This is a genomic window from Staphylococcus schweitzeri (assembly GCF_002902405.1).
GTDB lineage: Bacteria > Bacillota > Bacilli > Staphylococcales > Staphylococcaceae > Staphylococcus > Staphylococcus schweitzeri.
Map to the genome: position 1 here is coordinate 1 of NZ_PPQS01000002.1, position 21,469 is coordinate 21,469.

Genomic DNA, 21,469 nt, shown 5'->3' on the forward strand with positions numbered 1-21,469 from the left:
ACTAGCATTAATCTTTCAATCACCACCTTGACTTACTACCACAAGTCTTATTTTATTTGCAAAATTTTATCAAATGATAGTTATATCTTATATTATCATCTATATAATTTTGGTAACACCTGAACTTAAAATTTATAATCCCTTTTAAGTAAGCTACTATAATACAAGTATGAAATCGTCATTCTTAAAATGACTCGGATAAGCCTTTACGCATAGCATGGAGACTTTTTACGCAGAAATCTTTTTTATTCAAGAAATATATAAACTTTTAGTTAATGTAAAAGACAACATTATATATGTGAAATGATTTCTACTAATTAAATACTATTTAGTTAATTTTTCTTATGATCCTTTCTTAACTTAATTAATTTTATAAGTACTATTTATATTCTAAAAATCAACTTTTTTGACACTTATTTGACACGCATCACTTTCATCCTTAGTCCAAAATCTCAAATATAAGTACTTATTTATCTTTTATTTATAGGAAATGAACCTATACAAACCCTAACATATCAATGCTTATAACGACTTTCGCAATTCAGTATATCTTTACAAATACAAATCAAAAAAGCCTACAACCACATGGGTTACAGGCTATATAATGGAGACGGCGGGATAAATCTTATCTTGGTATATAGCTGAAAAGCCTATAACTATGCGGTTTACAAGCGATTAACTTTAGAAAGAAAACTAAAGAAATAGAACTAAATTGACACACATTTGACACACGCTAAGCCAAAATTAACCACGTCCAATGGGACGTGGTTTTCTAATTATTTAGCTTACTAATTTTCTTTTGATATATTTCGGGTATGCTTTTTGCGGGTACAAATCGTCTTTTTTATGGTCTAGTACTACATATCTATCATTTACCCAATATATTGCATGTCTTCCATCTATAATTTTTATAAAGTTTTTACCTGATTCGAATACTTCTTTTACATTCAAATTTTTAAATTCTTCTTTTGTGACAAACATATTTTTCGCTCCTCTATTTATCTTCTTTGTTTTCTAGCGATCTTTGATACTCGTACAACTTAATTATTGTTCTGAATCTAGCATCTGATAAAGATGCTTTTCCATTCCTTAAATCTTGTACAGTTTGATATGGTAATCCGGAATTTTTAGCAATTTTATAGCCCGTTTCTTTTTCGAATAACTTTTCTATTGCTTCAATTATTTCTTTTATTGGTGTCATGTTTATCCCTCTTCCATAAATTGATAAGCAGTAACGTAGTAAACAGTGCAACAACACCTTTACTTATATCGTTCCCTAAAAATACGTTTATCCAAATAAGAATAATTAAAATAATGTAAATTGTTTTCATAGTATTTTAGTGTTAGAATTTATATATAGACAGCCCTTTCGGGCTTGTCTAGTTACTTATCGTCTTTTATCAATGTTTTGGCTACCGCAATTGCTGACACTGTATAAAAGGCGATTTCTGCTATAGTTTTAAAATTCTCTAACACTTTTTATCCTCCTCTCAACTGGTATACCTTATTATAACACGGTTAAGCGTGATTCTCAATACTTTTTGTAAACTTTTTTTGTTTTTTTGCATAAAAAATAACCGCATCATTAAAGATACGGTTATCTATATAACATAAAAAAATAGGCAAGTACCGAAGTACCTGCCAAAGATTCATCATATCCAATTATCAAACTGCACTAAACTTACCAAAACTACTTATTCTATTACCTGCCTTGTCTACCTCTCCTGTCGCGATATAACGACGTTGTCCACTATTAGCTATATAAGTAATCCATCTATACCCATTGATACAATAAGCACCGTCATATGTGATTGTTGCGTTGTTGGGTAATACCCCCGTAATTCTTGAATTAGTTGAATAGCCATCTCTTACGTTATTACCTTTAACATTAGCAACTGTGTAATTGCCTTGTTCTTTTTTATAAGGGACATTATTCTTATCGAGTGTATAACCTGCTGGCACTGGTGGATTTTTTTGATTTTTAGCTGATGTTTTAACATTACCAGCTACCAAACCACCTATAGGCTTACCATGAATCGCACCAGCTATTAATTTAGAATACAAGTCATAATTCTTCTTAATCCAATCCATATCTTTTTTATTAGTAATAAAACCTAATTCAGATAAACGATAATTGATATTTATTTCTGCTGATACATTAACGTTTAGTAAATCATTACGAGGTGTTACACCTCTTATTTGTCCTAAGTTATTTTTAATAACATCTTGTATACTTTTATCAATAGTATCTGCATTGAATTGACTTGAGATAATAACATGCCCACCACTTGCACTTTCTCCTGCTGCGTCTAAATGAATCTCTAGAACAATGTCATACCCCTGTGATTTAACCCAATATAAGCCATAATCTTTATTATTTCCTACATTAACACCGTAAGCAGTATCTTGATACATATCTTGTGATTGACTTGAGCCACCATATAATGCAACTTCGTGACCTGCATGTCTTAAATACTTAGCGATATTTGGTGTTATATATTTACGGATAAAATCACGTTCATTTGTTCCGTTTCCGACTGCTCCAGGATCGTTATAACCATGACCGGCTACAAGCATAATTTTTTTAGGTTTAATTACTGCTTGCTTTTTGGCAGTTGCTTGCTTAATAACGCTTTTAGCTTTATTCCCAACACTTACTTTATCTGGGAAATTTAATCTAATGAAATACATTGGGTCATCATAATAATGAACATGTCTTGTAACAGTTTCAGGACCCCAACCAGGTTGCGCAACGCCATTTGTCCAACCTTTACCATTCCAATTTTGCCCAAACGATGTGAAAGTATTTAGATTTGCACTTTCAACAATTTCAACATGTCCAGCTCCACCACCATACTTTGACGGGAAAACGACAATGTCCAACTTTTGCGGTAAAAAACTATCATAGTTTTTGATTATTTGCCCATATTTTTCAATCCTTGCTTTATTATCGAATGGAATATTATAAGCGTATAAACCTTGTAATCTTTCGCCTGTTGCCAACATAAAAAACATATTTGCGTAATCGTAACATTGAAATCCATACCACAAATCAGGATTGAACTGCTTCCCTAATGAATTATCAAACCATTTTTCTGCTTGGTTTTTTGTTATCAACATTGGTCAACACCTACCCTAAATCATTTGTGTCGTTCATATTCGTAGGTGTCATTACTTCTTTAATTGGTGCTTGTCCTGTTGCTTTTCTATACTTGTTTTCAGCTTTATATTTCTTTAGCTTTTGATTTGCCCATTTACCTTCTTGAGATGTTGGATTGTCTTTATACGTAGTATATAAAGCAACAACAGTAAGTATTATTGATGATATAGTCTCATCGTCTACTGGAATCGGGCTAATACCTTTGTTCGCTAAGAATTGATTTACTAATGCTAAAATTAATACAATATATCTCGCTATTACTTTTGCATCCATTTGCTCACTCCTTTTTTATCAAAATAAAAAGCCAGTGCCGAAGCACTGACCAAAAAGATTATTTACATTTACGACCATACAAATAACATGATAACCATCTTGCCCAACTCATTATGTCCACCTCCCTTAAGGTAATAACGCAGTAATTGATGCAGTAATGACTGCAATCATAACAATTGTTACAAGCGCCCATATGGCACCTACGAGCCATTTATTTTGGGCGAGTGTCTTTTCTTCGTTTTTTTGCGCAACATCTACTTGCGTTTGATATCTTTCTTCAATTCTGTTTAATATCTTTGTTTGCTCTAAATTCTCATCTACAACTTTATCTTGCTTATCTTTAAGTTCTTTATGAGATTCTCTTAGTTCATTATGATGTTGCTTATGTTCCTCTCTAAGTTCAAGCACATGATCAGCTGTTTCATTTGCTAGTATTTCAACATCATCCACACGTTCAACTAATTCAGAAAGCTCTTTTTTTATTTTCTGAATATCATCCAAAACTACACCTACTTTCTAAGAAAGCTATGAGCGTAATGCTCATAACTTAGTATAGTTACATTGTTTCACTATCAACTGATTTATCAGATGACAAGTCAGTTCTATCCACAACTTCTTTAACAACTTTCACGCTGTTTTGATTGCCTGTTAGTTGATACAAAAGATTTAAAGTTTCAGCAATCTTTTTAGCATTCTCCTCAGATTTAAAATCTTGCGCATAACTAGCTGAATCGGATGTTGTAAAACTGCCAACAAAATCTTGATACAAAACACGCTCTGTTCCCTCTTTGTCAATTTGTACTAAAATAAATCTCTCTGTTTTTTTGATAATTTCATTTGCCATATTAAATGACCTCCTTAAATTTTTTGTATAAAAATAGTGCCAAGGATTACTCTTCCTCAGCACTTTTGCTTTTTTCATTTTGTTCTTGTATATATGCTTTTAACATTGCATTTTCTTGTGTTAGTCTTGTGATTTCTTGCGATAAATAGTGAATTGTATATTGTGGATTGGCTTGTAAACCTTGATTGCTATCATCCATTTATTAATTCCTCCAGTTTTTCGATTTTTGATTGCTGGTTTTTAATAATAGGTATTAAATGAACCCAAAGTCTATCGTATGCGATACCTTCAATTTCTCCGTTGTCATCATAAATAACAAATTCATTAAACCCTAGTTCTTCAACCTCTTCCGCTATTAATCCGGTATGTCGACTAAGTTTAAATGTATCATCTGATAGTTTTTTGCCACTTTCCAATTCTTTTGCCATTATTTCCGATTCGTATTTGTCAAACCATGTTCGAATTGGAAGTTTTAAAATTTCTTTCGAATGATTGAACTGTTCATCTTCATTGATGTATTGGTTTTCGATTGAAATTTTATACTTTTTGGCAGAAGTAGCACGCCCAATTGTTCCTGCTGAAGTAATGTGTAAGTTAGCAGGTGCTGAATAAGTACGCTTATAAATAGAATTAGAGGCAACTCTATCCCCTGCATTATCAGAACCTACCGCCAATAAATCATAACTTTGAATGCTTACGTAGCTATTACCATCTCTTCGCTTAACTAAGTTGAATTTGCCCATACCTGATTCAATTGTGGTGTCTCCACCAGTAGCATAGTCACCATTAACAACTTGAACTAATCCTTTATTACTACGTTTAGAAAATCTTAATCCAGCACCGTATTTATAGTTTTCATCTGAACCAAACATAATATAACCGTCAGTTTCGTATGCACTATCAGCGTTTGATAATGTAAATGCGAAGCGGTTCAATCCAGGTTTATTTTTGGTATTTGGCGACAAGTATATCGGTGCTTCTCTACTTTCAATATTTGCTGAAGCGTATGAATCGATAATAATTCGATTGTAGTCAGATGTTAAAGCAACTACACCACCATAAGAATTGATCGTTATACCATTCATACCGCTATCACTGTAAGTTTTATCCCACCATTGAATAGTACCGGATGAACCACCGTCTTCGCCCTCTCCATCAATATATGTTGAAATACCAAAATGTGACATATAAAGTGAACCGCCTGCGGTATTATTTCTAAACCTTAGATGTCCATCTTTAAGACGTGTAAATATATCATCGGTTGATCGTTTCCCTTTCCAAGTTCTTTGTACAATACCGCCTAACTCAATAGAATCATTTTGAACTTGTACATAACGATTAGCATTTCCGCCCTTAATACCGATTCTATTTACATTGATGTCAAGACCTTCATTCGATAAATTCAAGCTATTTACAATGTCATTTTTACCAACTTTGTTATTGATATTATTTGCGACCACATTAAATTCTTTGTTCGCTGTAATATCTACTTTGTCGCCACTGATTTTTACACCATCTTTATCAATCGTATGTGAAGTAATCGCGCCATTTTCGTCATACCTTAAATAGATGCCTTTCATAGCATTTACGGTGATATCTGCTAACACTCTTGATAGTGTTCTTTTAGAAGCATTAAACTCATCTTTAGTAGCTCTCAAATTAATGTCATGACCGTTTTGCGCAATTTTAGTATCATATTGAGATAAAATTTGGTCTCGCTCTTTATTTGCTTTTTGAATTTGGCTATTTGTATAAGTGCTTGCTATCCTACGTGCATCCATTACTTGAGTATCTGCATATTGGTTCGCAATCCTTTGTGCTTCATCTGCTTTGTTTTCAGCATGTGATTTAGCTTCTTCGAACTTTCTACGAGCTTCTTCAATGGCTCTTTGCTCTTCTTCAGAAATTTTATTGTCAATATACGCGTTTGCTTCCTGTAATTTGAGTTCGTCTTGCGCTCTGACATATTCTCTTAATGATTCTTGAGCTTGTTCATTAGCTTGTTTAATACTTTCTTGTATTTCTGGGGTGTTCGCCACATCTCTTAATTTATCATCTGCATAGCTTTTAGCTTCTTCTATACCAGATTGATATTTCTGTATAGATACTGTGTCATTAATTTTATTCGCCAAAGTTTCTCTTTTAGCTTCTTCAGTTTCTAAACGTTTAACTAATCCAGAAATAGTTGTCTCATAGATTTTTTTAGATACTGTTTCTGTCAATCTGTCAGGCAATAGTTCGATTTGTGACGTTTGTTTTTTGATGTCATTTTTAATTGGTTCTAGCTTCTTATCAAGCGTTTGTGTTACTTCAGTTTTGTCAGCTTTAAGATTTATTTTGTCTTCAAAAGCACTTATCTTTGCTGAGTTTTCAATTACTTTATTATTAACATTTCCAAATACATCATCTTGATCACTTGAGTTCATTTTATGGCTAGTTGCCACATCGCCTTTTTCTAATTGGAAATCTTTTATCCATACTTTTCCTATTTCTGTCGAACTACCTAACCAGCCTGTATACCATGCTCCAGTACTAGCAACATCTAAGGTTAAAGTAATGCCATTATCTGCTAGTGAATAAGTAGGTGTAAATGTTATAGATTTTCTAGCCCACTCATCTTTTTTTAGTTTAATATTGCATTGATGATTATAATATCCGTCGTTTAACTGGTTAATTGTTACACCGTCAGTATCTGTTTTTATTGTAAAACTAAAAGTATACTTCTCGTTTTCTTGCCACTTATGATAGTTCAGTGTTCCGAAATTGATAGATTTCTTTTTGTTATAAGCAATGGCTTTATCATCGCCTGATGTTATTAAATCAGCTTTGTAATAGCTTGCTTCTTTAAAAACTGATGGTGATGAATATCGGTATAAATTGCCATTATCGTTAATCTCTTGAAGTTTCTTTTTTATAGCAATTTCTATACCATTTTCATAGTTTTTTATTTCTTTCTGCATTGATTCTATCTTTTTATCAATTGGTAACAATGTACCTTTTTGCTGAGCGATTAAAGCATCTCTCATCTTTTCCAAATCTTGCTTGTTTGGTATTTCGGCACTTAATTGCTTTTTACTAGAGTCCCAATGACCACCAATAATTTCGGCTACTTTATCCATTGCTTCATTAAATTTCTCATCTGTATACTGCGACTGTAATAATTTAAAACGATCATCAATCGAGATTTTCGCATTTTCAATAGCATTGTATAAAGCTTGTAACTTTTCACGATATTCCAAGAACAAAGCTTGGGTATCAACAAGTTTACCAATAGTTGCAGTTTCTTCTGTCATACTATCCAAATTCTCTTTTATTCTGTTGAAAACTTGCACAGTGTCATTTAATTTGTCATTAACTTCTTTTTTTAGGTCAGTATCAATTAAGTACTCTGATTCAATGACTTCTGACACTTCTCTCAATAACCTACTATGCTGAATCGTTAAATTAATAAATGTGTTTTTCAACTCGCTATATAATGCTTGTTCTCTACTAATTGCCCCAATATCTCCAGCTTTTTCAGGAGATGCTTTTATCCATTTTCCATTCCAATATCTGCGTAATACAGCTACTTCTGGGTTGCTTGTATCAAGCCAAAGCATATCATTTACAGGGTTTTCGGGTGGTGTGTCAGATTTAATTATTTTACGTTCAAAATATTGTAATTCTCCCTCTAATGTTTCAGCTACAATTGTGTTAATGTTTGAAATATTATCGGATAATTTTTGCCTTATTACATCTAAACGTTTATTAAATTCTTCTCGTAATTCTGATTCTTTGAACTCTTTTGAATGTCCAAAAGTGTATTTGCTATCATCCGAAATCATATTATATTCTTCGGCGATAACTTCTGCCTCAACATACAACGGAGGATTGAAGTCTCTGTTTTTAACTCTAACTGTATCGCCAATAGTTATAATTTCATGTGGATATGCATCTTCTAAATCAATTGAAGTAATTTCATATGACATAACTGCCGACTTACGTTTATTTAATTCTGTTCTTGCTAAAGAACGCAAACGATCCTCTGTCATATTTTGTGTATCTGTTTGAGGTTCATAGATTCCCCAAATATAACGAGTAGGTAAATTAAACTGTTCTTGCGCTTTGTCATCTGTTACAACTACTTCAGTTCGCACACCTTTTTCATTTTCAGGACCTATAGCAATCAAGGCTGTTTTAATCCCTGACATATCAATCTTTCTAGTTAATCCGATTAAATCCTTGCCGTATTCAATTTCTTTACCTTTAAACAAACTATTTTTCTTTCTTAATACTACATAACGCCCTTTAACAGTATTAGCACCTAATTCAATATAAAAATCTAATACCATTTTATAAGTTGTACAAAGTTGCTTTAGCACTTCATATCTAGTTTGATAGGAAGTCCATGAAGTAGTACGTAAGCCATCGTATTCGGTTTGTTCTGAAACTTGCCAACCCGTATCGTTTAAAACCTCTTTCAACGCTTCAGTAGTTGTTTTTTTCTCAAACTTTCCAGGTGTGAACGGTTTTGCCGTTGTTATGTCTGTTAAATATGAAGCTGTACACTCTACTTCAGTGTATCCGTCCAAAGTATCTTGCACCCAATCAATGATGAATTCACGCCATTGCTTATTTGAGTCTCTTATAATAATTCTATGTCGTTCTCTAAAATGTTCGGCACGACTGGATAAAATTAGTAAATCTAATGTTTCAGAATTATCATTAATGTTTCTTTTGTGCTCAGCTCTTATTAAAGCTGTATCGTCGTTTGAAAGGAAATCAATGATTTTGTCATCAAAATCTAAAACATGTATCAAGTTATAACCTCCTTTCTACAAATATCTATCTTGCCATTTCACTTTTGTATCAAATATATTTTCAGGTTGTATAATCAACTCTGAATATCCCGATGCAATGTTAAAGAAGTTGCTACCAAATGTTTTTTGTGACAGCATAGGTTCTTCGTTTATAACAACATTTTTTGTGTGCATGTCAATTTTAACTAAATCGCCTTTTTGAATTATCATTTCTTTAGCACCTTTTGGCTTCGGTAGAATCTCGGTATTAAATGAACCTAGCCCGTTCATCTCCATCCACTTATAACCATTATATTTAGCGCTATAAATCGAAATTGCACTAATTTTACGTTGATAGAATTTACCTCCATCAATCCACACTTTTTCGTTAACATCTAAAGGCTTCAATCTATCAGGGTCTTTTATATGGTCGAACTTCCATGTTTTTATATAAAAAGTGGTTCCGATTCTTTTCAACCTTATATAAACGACAATTCTATCTTTTTTATACAACAAAGGCTTGTTTTGATAATCATAAATTTTTAATGGGTCGCCATTTTGATTAAATAAAGTAACTACGATATGACCTATTTTTCTGTCATGGTATTTATTTTCATAACCAATAGCAGCTATTAGTTTGTTATCAGTATCATAGATATGTTGCGCTGTTCGTCCTGCTCCTTTATCTCTTTGCTCTACAATGCACTTATATGTGATTTGAAAGTCACTCACTGCTCTTGGAAGCCCTCGTTTCGTTCCAGCGCCTACCCAACCTTTTTCATTTGGGAAGTTAGTGGCTTTATAACTTTCTCCGGCATTAGATATTACAAAGTCGCCTCCGACTTTCCCACCTAGATATTTATCTGGAATATCACCAGTTTCCATCTTATTCCACCCTTTAAAATCCCTGAATTCAGTATGGAATATTTGAGGCATATAGTCTTTTGCTTCATTTGTGACTTCATCGTCTCCAACCATAAAATAATCTTCATCGTTTTTAGTAATCATAAAGTAACTACTTGGCTTGAGCGCTCGAGCTTCAACAATAATTGGTGTGTCAGCAGTCCCACTATTAACAACAGAAACTTGGTCAGATATGGCTGTGTTTACATTACGTGATTCATGGTATTTATATGGATCAGTAAGAACAACTTTTATTGTAAATTGTACAGGTGTAGTTAATTCTTTAGGTAAGTTTATTGGACCTTCAAAATAAGCATTCCAGTACCATTTTTTCGAACCAAATTGTAACTTAACAGATTGGCTATAATTAAAAAACTTCACTAGTTCATGTAAAATTTCATCATGATTTTTAACACCACCAGATGACAAATAATCATTACGCACACATAAAGGCAACTCAAAACTATATCCCTCTAATTTTCTACCTTTATAAACAGAGCCTGAACGCCCTTCAACGTTTTCTGTTTTTACTACATAATTAAAAGAGGGTATTTCAAACCCTCTTTTGATATATAACCACGGTAGTGTTTTGTTGTTTACTTTAATAGTATCTATCATTAAGTGACAACGCCCCCTTTCCTAAACCTTACTTTTACATTTTCTTTTCTTTCCCTTTTATCAATAGACGAGTTCACTTTTTTATCAAAATCATTTTCATTGATAATAGGTTGATAATCTTTGTTTGCAATAACATCATTAGATTGTGCAATTTGTAACAATATGCCTATTTGTTGCTGTTGTTGTTCAATCATTTTCAATAATAAGCTAGGATCATCAAACCCGTTTAAGTCTGATAATTGGCTAGGACGCTTATTTTTACTCGCTTTTTTCCCTCTTACTTCTGCTGCTGCATAATGCAACATCTTCATTGCATCATTTCTACGAGCTGGATCTGTTGGAATAATCCATTCTGGATGACCGTCTTCACCTAAGTTATACCAACCATCAAAAACTTTTCCACCTGTAGCATATGCGTAATCACCAGCACGTTTAAAACCACCCCAACCATATCGTCTAACAATGTACTGCATTGCTGAGATACCTTGATGTACTGGATTATTATAATTAGTGTACCCTCGTTTAGCGTTAGCTCTAAAAGTTGAGCCAATAATTTGGAATAATCCTCTAGACGGGTCTCCTCTTTGAGCATTAATGTCCCAATTATTCACTGCATTTGATTGATAGTTACTTTCGCGCTTTGCAACTCGCATCATCTGGTCATGAATCCACTTACCTTTATAACGTCCTCCTAAAATACTTTGCGCTTGTCGGATTACTCGACTGGCATAAGTTGCGCCACTTCCAGAAGTAGCACCGCCACCACCTATTGATAATCTTCCTTTTTTCTTAGCATTCCTTAAATCAGGTTCGGGGTCAAAATGTTGTCCGTTTCTCCTCATTTCAAAATGTAAGTGTGGTCCTGTACTAAATCCGGTATTACCAGTTAAACCAACAACATCGCCGGGCTTTACCATCGTGCCACTAGGTGGTGATTTGCTAAAGTTTTTCAAATGCGCAAACAGCATATCGATAACTCCACTAGTAATTTTTACATAGTTGCCATAACCACCAGACATAAATGGCATTCTTGTAAGTCTACCACCCATCGGCGTTCTAACTTCTTGATATACAAATGGAAAATCGACACCTTCATGAAATGGTCTTCCAGTTGCAGCGGTATATGCTGCGGTACGTCCATAATGATAGCTGATTTTGTCAGGATCTAATATTCCGCCGACTAAATCACCACCGGCCATAGCTTCTAAATTTTCTTTTATCCAATCAGTAGCACTTTTCTTAATCTTAGACCATGCAGCTTTTGTTATATCGCCTGCAATCCCCATACCTTTAGTTAAAGAACTGAAATCAATTCCAAAAGCTTCAAGTATATAATTTAAAAGTTTGCCTGGATTTTCCATAAAATCTAATACGTCGCCTACTTTATCGCCAAGCCATTTGGTACCTTTACCTATTTGATCTTTTGTCCAGTTAAATGCCGATGATGCACCAGATTTAATATCTTTCCACATAGTACCTAAACTAAATCTTGGAAGCGTTCCGTTTAACATTGAATAAGTTTGTGCACCGTTGTATACTTTTGAGCCTTTAGGTAAATAAGCGGTAGTATCTGTATTAGGTGTAATTACACGTTTACCATTAGGGAATTCAATCATTTCATTTCTGAAACCATTCGGACCATTTCCACGTCCTTTATCCCCAACCGTAGCGAACGTATCCCGCGCAATCTTACCATTCTTAACCAATCTTGTAGTAGTATGTGTGTGCTCTGTTCCAGTGTGTAACTTAGGTATCTTTTCCATTCCTAATTTACCACCAACCCAGTTTAAACCTTCAATCAATTTATTAAGCCCTTTTTTAATTGCGCTTACCATTCCACCGATATGACTTTTAATTTTGCTGATAATACTTTGTAAGCCGTCACGCATATTTGTAAAAATTCCACGCACTTTACTCCATAGACGACTTGCAATTCCAACCGTATTATCTTTAATGGAATTCCAAATATTTGCCATCCAATTTCTTAGATTACTAAAAATATCTTTTGTCGCATTCCACAAACTAGTGAATTTTGATTTGACGCCACTAAATAATGACTGCGCTTTTCCTATCGTATTCGTACGGATACTGCTCCATGTATTAGATAACCAATTTTTCATATTCGTGAAAATTGATTTAACACTATTAAATAAGAATCCAAAAATACTTTTTGTCGCATTCCAAATTGCTGATAAAGATTTACTGAATATACTTTTTATTACGTCCCAAATACCTGCTATTAATCCTTTTAGCAATCCGCCAAAGTACCTAACAACTCCAAGTATTTTGCCTACAAACCATAATTGAATTAAATTCCATATTAATTGAACGACTCCTTTAAGAATCATAACAATTGCGTCCCAAACTCCTCGCCAATCTCCAGTAAATAAACTTGAGAAGAACTTAATTAAACCTAGTATGATATTTAAAGCACCTTGTATTACACCTTTTATATTCTCCCAAGTACTGACAATCAAGGCTTTAACCGCCGGCCAAATAAATTGCATCACTTGCCAAATCGCGAACATAATTGGTTTAATTACAAAATTTAAGATGAATTCAAATATAGCTTTGATAAAATTGCATATATTCTGAAGTGCTTGAACAATAGAAATTCCATTCTCGTTAAAGAAACTATTGATTTGGCTCCAAATATCTTTAGCAAAATCAACTATTGCTGATATCGCTTGTTTAAAGATGTTTTTAACAGAATCAATGAAAGGTTGAATAAATTGAATAAAATTACTAAATGTTTGTTTAACACTATCAATTGCACCATTAACAAAATTTCTGAATGTTTCAGATTTCTTATAAGCAATTGTAAATGCAACTGCTAAACCAGCCAACACACCTAATACAATACCAATTGGACCAGTTAAAGCTGTGAAGACAGTACCTAATATAGGCACTTTAGTCGATAAAAAACTAATTAATCCACCAGCCTTTGCAATACCAGCTAATAGTGGGGCTAATACAGTTACTGCATTACCAATTGTGCTTATAAATGCACCTAACCCAAAAACTACAGGACCAATTGCAGCAGCAATACCACCGAAAATAACAATTGATCTTTTAGAACCATCACTTAAATTCGAAAACCAATCGACAGCGACTGATAGCTTTTTTATTAATTCTTCCATGACTGGAGCAAACGCACTTTCAATAGAAGCCCATACATCAGCACCTACTAATTTAAGTTTATTCATTGCTACTTTAAATCTTTCTGAACCACTTTCAGAATCTTTAAATGTTTGGTTTACAGTTCCTTGAGAATCTTCGATAGTTTTTAAAAATTCTTGATAACTAAAACGTCCACCTTTAATAGCATCAGCTAAATCTGGACCCGCTTTTGCTCCAAACGCTTCGATAGCTAAACTTGTTGCACTAGCAATATTTGGTGTCTTTTCAATTTCAGCTAATGTCTTCTTAAACTCTTCTCTTGGGTTTTTACCAGCTTTACCCCAGTTTGATATAGCTTTCTTCAAACCACTGAATGCTATTTCAGTATTAACACCTGACTTTTCCCATTGAGAGAATAAAGCAATTGATTCTTTCATCTCAAAGCCCATAGCTCTCATAGGAGCACCGTACTTAGTAATACTATCAGCTAAAGTGTCAACACTTATACCGCTAGCTTGAGCTGCTTTGGCTACCATATCCAAAACACTTTGATATTCATTTGCTTCAATACCTGCATCGCCCATTGCACGCGTAATTAACTGAACGGCTTGTACGCCGTCAGAACCTGTTATATGACTAAATTTTAAGAATGACTGTGTTGCATTTTCAAGTTCTTTACCGGTGAAACCTAATCTTGTATTAACTTCCCCTAAAACACCGCCTACAGTCTCAGCATCTGCCGGAAAATTGCCATAGACATCTTTAAATGAGTTCTGCAATTTTTTTAATTCACTGCCCGTTGCGCCTGTTGCTTGAGTAACAGTATCTAAACCTTTATCAACTTCCGCAAAAGCTTTTCCTGATGCTGCTGCAATACCTAAAACAGGTGCGGTAACACCAATCATCATACCTTTACCAATAGATTTTAAACCATCACCCATTTTTGTTAATTTAGGTCCCATACTTTCAAAAATTTTACTGGTTTTCCCCCAGCCACTTTCTGCCATTCTTTGAGCTTCAACTTGGGCTTTTTTGAACTCTTCAAACTCAGCCGATGTTTTTTGCAATTCTCTTTCTAAATAATTCAGCTCATTTGCTTGTTTGTTATATTCTTGCCGTAATTTTTGAGCTTCTGCACTGTTTTCACCCTGTTCTTGAGATACCTTGTCATATTGCTTGGCTAAATCATCAACATTTTTCTTATAACCTATGATAGTTCCGTCAAGTTCTTTAATCCTTTGTTTGTAACTATCAGTTGATTTTTCGGTATATTTGAAGTTGTTGCCGGTTAACTTTAAGTCAGAATTTAAAGTTTTAAAGTTTCGTTTGATTTCTGCAAATGATCTATTTAAATTTGCTGCATCCAAATCCAAACCTATAGATAAACCTTTTATTCTTTCTCCCATTTTTTACCTCCTTTCTAAAAAAGTTCAAAAAAATAACCCTAACCAAACGGTTAAGGTTAAAATGCATCAATTAAAGCCTCTGCTTTTTCTTCAGAAATGTCATTGTTTTTATTTTGATATATGGAAAGTACATAATGAAATGGCATTTTTAAAACTTCGTTAGCGTCTTTACCATTTTCAATTAAGTCCATCATGAGAGTATCCATATTTTTCAACATTGCTTTATATGTTAAATCTTCAGGCTTTATTTCATGTTCTGGATAAAATTTCTAGTTTCCTCAGTTTGCTGACCTTGAGTAATGAAAATTACTTGTTCACGAAGTGCATTCATTCCATCAGGTGCATGCATACGTTCTTTTAAGTCTTTAACTGTGAATTGGTTATCGTAAATTTTTACAACCATATCCATCAATCTGTCAGCGATTTCTCTTGGCTTCATTGTGCTATTTTCATCCTCAATATCATCGATTAAATCCATTGCTTCGTATACGATTTCAAATGAAATGAAGTGCGGTGTTAAGTAGGTTTGTAATTTAATTTCATTTGCCTTTGGGTCTTCTACTAATTGAATAATGTTACGTTTTAATTTTGCCATTTTATAATACTCTCCTTATTTTCAAATAAAATAGAGGGGTTGCCCCCTCTTATGCTTCTACATTGATTGTTATTGTATCGCTCATATTACCGACAGTTGCTTTAACCGTGGCAATACCTTGTGCTTCCGCAGTAACTTGACCATCACTATTGATTGATACAATATTCGTTTGATCTGTTGTGTATTTCAATAACTTACTTTGATTAGATGGCTCTACTACAACATTTAAATCGTATGTGTTGCCAACTTTAAGTGTTTTAATGCTTTCTGGTATATTAACCGACTTTATCGCAGTTTCCGATGAAGCCGGTTGCGTTACAAAGTTTCGCCGTTATCCTCTGTCACGTTTCCAGTATATTCTTCGCCTAAAATTTTCTTTAAGAAAGCCTCTTCACCTTTTTCACCGTTGCCATCATGATTTGTCATATTAGCTGAATCAAAGATATATTTACGTACTGACTTTTTATTATCAATTAAAGGGAAAAGTGCCTCACCTTCAACCTCTTCGCTTGAGAAATTCCAATCTTTCTCAGCCGTTTCACCGTCAATTTTAGGATTTGTAAACATAACTTTAGGTAATAACACTGTTCTAAATGTGCCATCTCGACGCTCTTGTCTAAACCAAATAGCTACATAGTTGTTTTGTTTACCTTGAGTTTCCTCATAAACACCGTCTTCATTGTACTTTTCATTGAATACAATTTCACGAATTTCTTTAGGGAAAGCATGCATTTGTAATGATATTTTACCTTCTCCGTCTGTATTCCCTGATTCGATTGGACCACCATCAGCATATGCTGTTTTTAAGTCTCCTCCAGTTTCAACACCAATTTTTTGTAATCCTCTTGTTTTAATAATATCACTGTATTTCAATTCTTCGCCTTCTTTTGTTAATTTAGCGAAACCTAAACCAGTAATGTTAAAATACGCTTTCGGCGCACTTGCATGTTTTACCATTTAATTTTCCTCCTCGTAAAAAATGCCCTCGTAGACACGAGTGCTTCTATATGTTTTGAATTCTTCTATATATTCAGGTTTTCCATTTGATACATTTCCCATTTTCAGTTCAGACCATAATAACTTTTGAATACGATTAGATATCTTATTTCTTATGATTCTCGCATTATACTTATTGTTAAACTTTACAAATACATCTATTTGTACAATGTAACTATATGCGCGCTCATCTCCGTCAGTATAAGTTGTAGGTATTGGGTCGTCTATATCGTCAATAACTATGAAAGGTACATCCGTATCTTTTACGTTTGGGTATTTATTGAACTTAATATTATTGATATTTACGTGCTCTCTAATAATTCTGTCTTGACTAATCACTTCATGAACTTTGTACAAAATATCAATCACAATTTTTTCAACTCCCTTTTTAGCGTCTCAAAATACTTATTTTGCCCTTGTCTTATTGCTCTATTAACGCCACCCATAGCTTTAGGTTTGATAAACTTACCCGTGCCTTTTTGAACATGACCATTTTCAATCAAATGTACGATTTTATAACGGTCTTTAGAACCTCGCCAATGAACAGTAATTGTCCGTTTTCCGTTTATCCATTCAGGTTTAGTAAAACTTACCTCATTAATTAATGCGCCCGTATCTTTTGATGGCTTTAGTTGATTTTTAACTTCTTCAACGATTACTTTAGCACCAGCAATTAATGCCCTATCTTGAATTTTCAACATCGCTTGAGTTCCGAAACGCTTTTCTAATTCTCTATCTAAAGACTTATCACCACTAACTTTTATACTCATGATATATACGCTCCACGAATCATAATAAAATCTTTGTTATCTAAGTCCGGAGATACCTGCTTAATGTTCAAGCGATTTGTAGCATACTTTGATTCAATTTCAAAATAATGCTCTTCATTAGGCAAATAATCGCCTTGTGGGTCACGAATGTATAACTTGACGTCGTTATGCGTTCCATTTGCAATAGCTTGCTCTAATTCGCGCAACCAAACACCATCAATGCTAGCCCAACAACTATATAAAAGTTTTTCTTCACTTTCTCCAGCTTCAGGACCATCATTTTCAATATACTTATAAAAGTGAACACGTGTCTTTAAACGCCGAGTTGTTATTCTGGGTTTCTTAAATACTTTCTTCACTTTCTGATACCTCCATGAGAGATAATGAAAAGTCTATTAAATCAGCTCTATAATTTTCATTGAAATGTTCTAATAAATCTTGATAAGCATACCTTGTGCGGTTCAATATCAATTCTTGACCTGTTAAGTCATCTAATTCAAATAAACCACATTGATTTTTTAAACGTGTGTATGACATTTCTAGCAATTGTTTTAAAAACTCGTCCTCTGAACTATGGTCAATTTTTTCAAGAGCTTTAAATTTGACGAGTAATTCATCAATCGTCATTATCTTCACCATTCAATAGCTCAATAATTTCACTTTTAACCATCGAACTAGATGCTTTTATTTGTAATGATTCGCATAGTTCCAATAGTTCTTGTTTTGTCAATTTTTCTAAAGGTACAATATAAACTTTGTCATACTTATTTTTAATTTGATTTGTTAATAATTCAACGCGTGGATTGCTGTATCCTTTAGCCGGATACAACTCCCCCACTTTGTATTTATGATAATTATGTTCTGAATCTTTAAATTCTCTAACAACTTTGAACTTTACCATCAGTTTTCACCTCCAAGAGTTTATAACGTTTCAGAGTCTTCATTTACCACTGATTTTTGAGCTTTTAAATCCAATTTCCAAACAGCAGCAACTTTATTATCTTTCGCTTTGCCGTAAGCAAATTGTTTTGCAGTGTATAAATCCATATCATCTAACGCAAGTGTTTCTTTAAATTTCTGAACATTAATACCACCAGCTAAATAACCATCATATAAACCTTTAACGTACGTTAAAACCTTACCTGCTTCTTGAACTGTAGACTCAATAACATTCAAATTAAATGGTAAAGCAGTAACATATACGCCATTTGCATTTAAATGTGTATACTGTGCTTGAACCTCAAAAGCATCGGACGGATTAACAACCATTGTTACATTACCTTTAACCGCTACTGATTTACCTTTCTCGTTAGTTGAGTGGTATTTAAACACTTGCGTCAATTCATTAACCGTAGCGCGCGGATTAGCGAATGTAAGCGTACCTTGTTCTTCTTTCTCTGGATAAGCACCATCAGTTACCGATACACCTTTTTGTACTTGACGGTTTAAGCCGATCGGTTGGTCTTTACCAGTACCTTTTAAGAACGCAGTTTCAAGCGCCACTGCAAATGCTTCTTCGATTTGAACACGAACAAATCTTTCAATCCACGCAGGACCAAAATCATTTAAATCTTTTGGTAAAACAACAAACGCTGTCAATTTATTTTGAATTGCTGTTTCTTCACTGAACGCAGCATCTAATTGACCTTTAATTTCACCATAGATTTTACCCCAAACGGCTACACCAGAAGTTTCGGATTTTAAGAACTTCAAACGCAAACCAGCATTTTTAATACCTAAGTCAGCTAATAATGGATGATTCGTTGTTAAATCTTCGAAGATTCTATCAATTGTTTCTTCTGGTAAAAGTTTTTCTTCTTTATATCCAACACTCTTATTGATATCCATAAAGAAGTTTCGTTGGTTTGCACTCAAAGATTGTGCTGATTTAGGCAAACTAGAAACTCTTTCAGCTTCTGCTTTTGCTTGTAATTTAGTTTCTTCAAATAGTTGGTTAATCATGTCACCGTACAATTCATTTTGTCTTTCTTGCGGTTCACCATTGTTTACTGCATTAATAAATTCGTTTTTCGCATTTGCGAATGTTTCAGATAAATTTATAGTCATTTTATGACCTCCTATTTTTTGTATTAAAAAAGGAATCTTGAAAATCCATTTGCTGATACTTTACTATCTGCAACATCGATTTCTGATTCCTTTTCTTTCATATTTATTTTTTCAATTACTTTATTTGCTATTGCGTCAATATCAATGTTAACCTCTGGTGTTTTACTTACTAAAGCTGTTACACGATTTAATACATCTTTCGATAACACTTGTGTATCGCTTGCTACAATTTGCATATTGTCGTTTTCAAACATTTTACTATCCGCAAAACCTTGTTCAATGGCTTCATCAGCATTTAGCCACGTTTCCTTAGCCATCATTTCTACAAGTTCTTGTTTGTTTTTACCAGCTCTAACCGCATATGCCTCAGCCATTATTTGACCAACATGTTCTAATGTTTCTGCAGCATGATTTAGATCTTTCACTTCTCCTTGCGCAATACTTGAAGGATTGTGAATCATCATTCTAGCAACTGGACTCATTTCGATGTGATCACCAGCCATTGCGATAAGCGATGCTGCACTTGCTGCTATTGCTGTAATGCGAATATTCACCTTACCTTTATGAGCTCTTAAGTGTGTATATATCTCTGAACCAGCTACTAAGTTACCACCGTTAGAGTTAATTACAACATCGACATCTTCATCACTCGACTCCAATGACATTAGGATCTCTTTAGGACATGTTGAATCCATACCAAGCATTTCATAAACCCATTTGTCTTCGTTAGAAACGATTACACCTTTAATCTCTACTTTCATCTTCTTCACCACCTTTCAAATCCTCCTCAATATTTTCTTTATCACTATTTTCATCACCGTTAGCCTTTTCATAGTTCTTCGTAATTAAATACTCATCTAACTCTGGGTTATCGGATGGTTCTTCACCCAGCATGATGCGTACTTCATTCCTTGTAAACGATCCAGAGCTCACAAGTTTGTCTATCGCTTCCGCATATTGAAGTGGGTCTTTTTTGTTCACACCGACAATTTCTATTCTCGTATCTTTTAAATACTTGTTTTGCGGTATAAGTTTTGCGTTTAATTCATTTTGAATCTTTTTTAACAAAGGAGCTAAACAGAATTTTTCAAATACTATTGTGTTCTTTTCTAAATCAGCTGTTTCTCCATAAATCAAACCAGGAGGTATACCAATCATCAATGCAACGTTTTTTATTGCATCTCTCATTAGTTCGCTTAATTCAGAAAAAGGCATGTTAGTATTTTTGCCACCGTTCGACAACTCTTGATAGTCAAACCCTTCTATCAAGGGAGCAATCCCAAGTTGATTTTTATTAAAAGTATTAAATAATCTATTTGTGAAAGCTTTTAATTTCTCTATATGTTTTTCATCATATGAGTTAGAATCTGACTTAAGAATTCCTCTAATTTGATAGTTTTTCAATTGAGCACCTATCATTCTACCGAATATTTGCCCATAATCTTCAAACAAACTTTCTACAAAGTGCGTCACTTTATTATTGTTGTACTTTAAATATATAACTTCTTGCATTGTAAACGTGCGTTGATAAGTAAAATCCTTAATCGTCACATCTTTGAATATATCGTCATACAAAGCATATTCTTCTCTGTAAAAGCTATCTGCAATAAGCAATTCTTTACTGTCACTAACTACAATTAATACTTCATTATCATAAATAAGTTTATATATCACTCGTTGCCAAAAACTATCACTTGATAAATCAGTATTGGGTTTTATATTCAACTTGTAGTAAACATCATTTTTTTGAATTCTATTACCTTCCAATACTTTAAAATGACTTTGTGCTACAGCTCGTGCGACAAATTCAATACAACTATCAATCGCTAACCGTTTCACATATGCTTGTTGCGATAAGTCTTCTATCATTTCCAAATCAAGCATATAAGAAATGTCTTTTCTGGTCTTAAATACCTTTTCTAGAATATTCATGTCTCAC

Annotated in this window: 22 protein-coding genes; all 22 read right to left on the reverse strand. The window is 33.7% G+C overall.

Going from position 1 to position 21,469, the window contains the following annotated elements; all coding sequences use genetic code 11:
- Window positions 1-780 precede the first annotated feature (780 nt).
- The 22 genes from CD116_RS00305 to CD116_RS00405 all read right to left on the reverse strand — a co-directional run bounded on the left by CD116_RS00305 (window position 781) and on the right by CD116_RS00405 (window position 21,462).
- Complete coding sequence (locus tag CD116_RS00305) at window positions 781-981, reverse strand: hypothetical protein (protein ID WP_047551481.1); 201 nt, start codon at window positions 979-981, stop codon at window positions 781-783.
- A 13-nt stretch (window positions 982-994) separates the two neighbouring features.
- Entirely contained in the window at window positions 995-1,201 is a 207-nt protein-coding gene (locus tag CD116_RS00310) for a hypothetical protein (protein WP_047425008.1), read from the reverse strand.
- Between the two features lie 464 nt (window positions 1,202-1,665).
- Window positions 1,666-3,120, reverse strand: coding sequence for an N-acetylmuramoyl-L-alanine amidase (locus CD116_RS00315; RefSeq protein WP_047551478.1), 1,455 nt, complete (start codon window positions 3,118-3,120; stop codon window positions 1,666-1,668).
- Window positions 3,121-3,130: 10 nt separating this feature from the next.
- Window positions 3,131-3,433 (reverse strand): phage holin, encoded by a 303-nt coding sequence (locus CD116_RS00320; RefSeq protein WP_031872328.1) that lies wholly within the window; start codon window positions 3,431-3,433, stop codon window positions 3,131-3,133.
- Window positions 3,434-3,559: 126 nt separating this feature from the next.
- Window positions 3,560-3,934, reverse strand: coding sequence for a hypothetical protein (locus tag CD116_RS00325; protein WP_000340977.1), 375 nt, complete (start codon window positions 3,932-3,934; stop codon window positions 3,560-3,562).
- A 55-nt stretch (window positions 3,935-3,989) separates the two neighbouring features.
- Window positions 3,990-4,277, reverse strand: a complete 288-nt coding sequence (locus tag CD116_RS00330; protein ID WP_031763773.1) for a hypothetical protein — start codon at window positions 4,275-4,277, stop codon at window positions 3,990-3,992.
- Window positions 4,278-4,323: 46 nt separating this feature from the next.
- Complete coding sequence (locus tag CD116_RS00335; RefSeq protein ID WP_047447729.1) at window positions 4,324-4,476, reverse strand: hypothetical protein; 153 nt, start codon at window positions 4,474-4,476, stop codon at window positions 4,324-4,326.
- Window positions 4,469-9,076, reverse strand: coding sequence for a phage tail spike protein (locus CD116_RS00340; protein WP_047551475.1), 4,608 nt, complete (start codon window positions 9,074-9,076; stop codon window positions 4,469-4,471). The genes CD116_RS00335 and CD116_RS00340 overlap by 8 nt, the downstream gene beginning before the upstream one ends.
- A 15-nt stretch (window positions 9,077-9,091) precedes the next feature.
- Entirely contained in the window at window positions 9,092-10,576 is a 1,485-nt protein-coding gene (locus tag CD116_RS00345) for a phage distal tail protein (RefSeq protein ID WP_047551472.1), read from the reverse strand.
- The gene (locus CD116_RS00350; RefSeq protein WP_047551469.1) at window positions 10,576-15,102 is read right to left on the reverse strand and encodes a phage tail tape measure protein; all 4,527 of its coding nucleotides are present in this window, start codon (window positions 15,100-15,102) and stop codon (window positions 10,576-10,578) included. The genes CD116_RS00345 and CD116_RS00350 overlap by 1 nt, the downstream gene beginning before the upstream one ends.
- Before the next feature lie 56 nt (window positions 15,103-15,158).
- The gene (gpGT, locus tag CD116_RS13790; protein ID WP_001549167.1) at window positions 15,159-15,296 is read right to left on the reverse strand and encodes a phage tail assembly chaperone GT; all 138 of its coding nucleotides are present in this window, start codon (window positions 15,294-15,296) and stop codon (window positions 15,159-15,161) included.
- A gap of 50 nt (window positions 15,297-15,346) precedes the next feature.
- Window positions 15,347-15,697 (reverse strand): phage tail assembly chaperone G, encoded by a 351-nt coding sequence (gene gpG / locus CD116_RS00355; RefSeq protein WP_001096355.1) that lies wholly within the window; start codon window positions 15,695-15,697, stop codon window positions 15,347-15,349.
- 49 nt (window positions 15,698-15,746) lie between these two features.
- Window positions 15,747-15,986 (reverse strand): Ig-like domain-containing protein, encoded by a 240-nt coding sequence (locus CD116_RS00360; RefSeq protein ID WP_103325144.1) that lies wholly within the window; start codon window positions 15,984-15,986, stop codon window positions 15,747-15,749.
- Window positions 15,987-16,012: 26 nt separating this feature from the next.
- Window positions 16,013-16,654, reverse strand: coding sequence for a major tail protein (locus CD116_RS00365; RefSeq protein WP_047551463.1), 642 nt, complete (start codon window positions 16,652-16,654; stop codon window positions 16,013-16,015).
- Entirely contained in the window at window positions 16,655-17,062 is a 408-nt protein-coding gene (locus tag CD116_RS00370; protein WP_047551460.1) for a hypothetical protein, read from the reverse strand. It lies immediately after the preceding gene.
- The gene (locus CD116_RS00375) at window positions 17,059-17,463 is read right to left on the reverse strand and encodes an HK97 gp10 family phage protein (protein ID WP_047551457.1); all 405 of its coding nucleotides are present in this window, start codon (window positions 17,461-17,463) and stop codon (window positions 17,059-17,061) included. The genes CD116_RS00370 and CD116_RS00375 overlap by 4 nt, the downstream gene beginning before the upstream one ends.
- The gene (locus CD116_RS00380) at window positions 17,460-17,822 is read right to left on the reverse strand and encodes a head-tail adaptor protein (RefSeq protein ID WP_047551454.1); all 363 of its coding nucleotides are present in this window, start codon (window positions 17,820-17,822) and stop codon (window positions 17,460-17,462) included. Before CD116_RS00380 ends, CD116_RS00375 begins: the two co-directional genes overlap by 4 nt.
- Entirely contained in the window at window positions 17,806-18,090 is a 285-nt protein-coding gene (locus CD116_RS00385) for a hypothetical protein (protein ID WP_047551451.1), read from the reverse strand. The genes CD116_RS00380 and CD116_RS00385 overlap by 17 nt, the downstream gene beginning before the upstream one ends.
- The gene (locus tag CD116_RS00390; protein WP_047551449.1) at window positions 18,080-18,364 is read right to left on the reverse strand and encodes a Rho termination factor N-terminal domain-containing protein; all 285 of its coding nucleotides are present in this window, start codon (window positions 18,362-18,364) and stop codon (window positions 18,080-18,082) included. The genes CD116_RS00385 and CD116_RS00390 overlap by 11 nt, the downstream gene beginning before the upstream one ends.
- A 20-nt stretch (window positions 18,365-18,384) precedes the next feature.
- The gene (locus CD116_RS00395) at window positions 18,385-19,530 is read right to left on the reverse strand and encodes a phage major capsid protein (RefSeq protein ID WP_047551446.1); all 1,146 of its coding nucleotides are present in this window, start codon (window positions 19,528-19,530) and stop codon (window positions 18,385-18,387) included.
- A 23-nt stretch (window positions 19,531-19,553) separates the two neighbouring features.
- Window positions 19,554-20,291, reverse strand: coding sequence for a head maturation protease, ClpP-related (locus CD116_RS00400; protein ID WP_047551443.1), 738 nt, complete (start codon window positions 20,289-20,291; stop codon window positions 19,554-19,556).
- A complete protein-coding gene (locus CD116_RS00405; protein ID WP_047551440.1) occupies window positions 20,275-21,462 on the reverse strand; it encodes a phage portal protein in 1,188 nt (395 codons plus the stop codon). The genes CD116_RS00400 and CD116_RS00405 overlap by 17 nt, the downstream gene beginning before the upstream one ends.
- Between the last annotated feature and the right edge of the window lie 7 nt (window positions 21,463-21,469).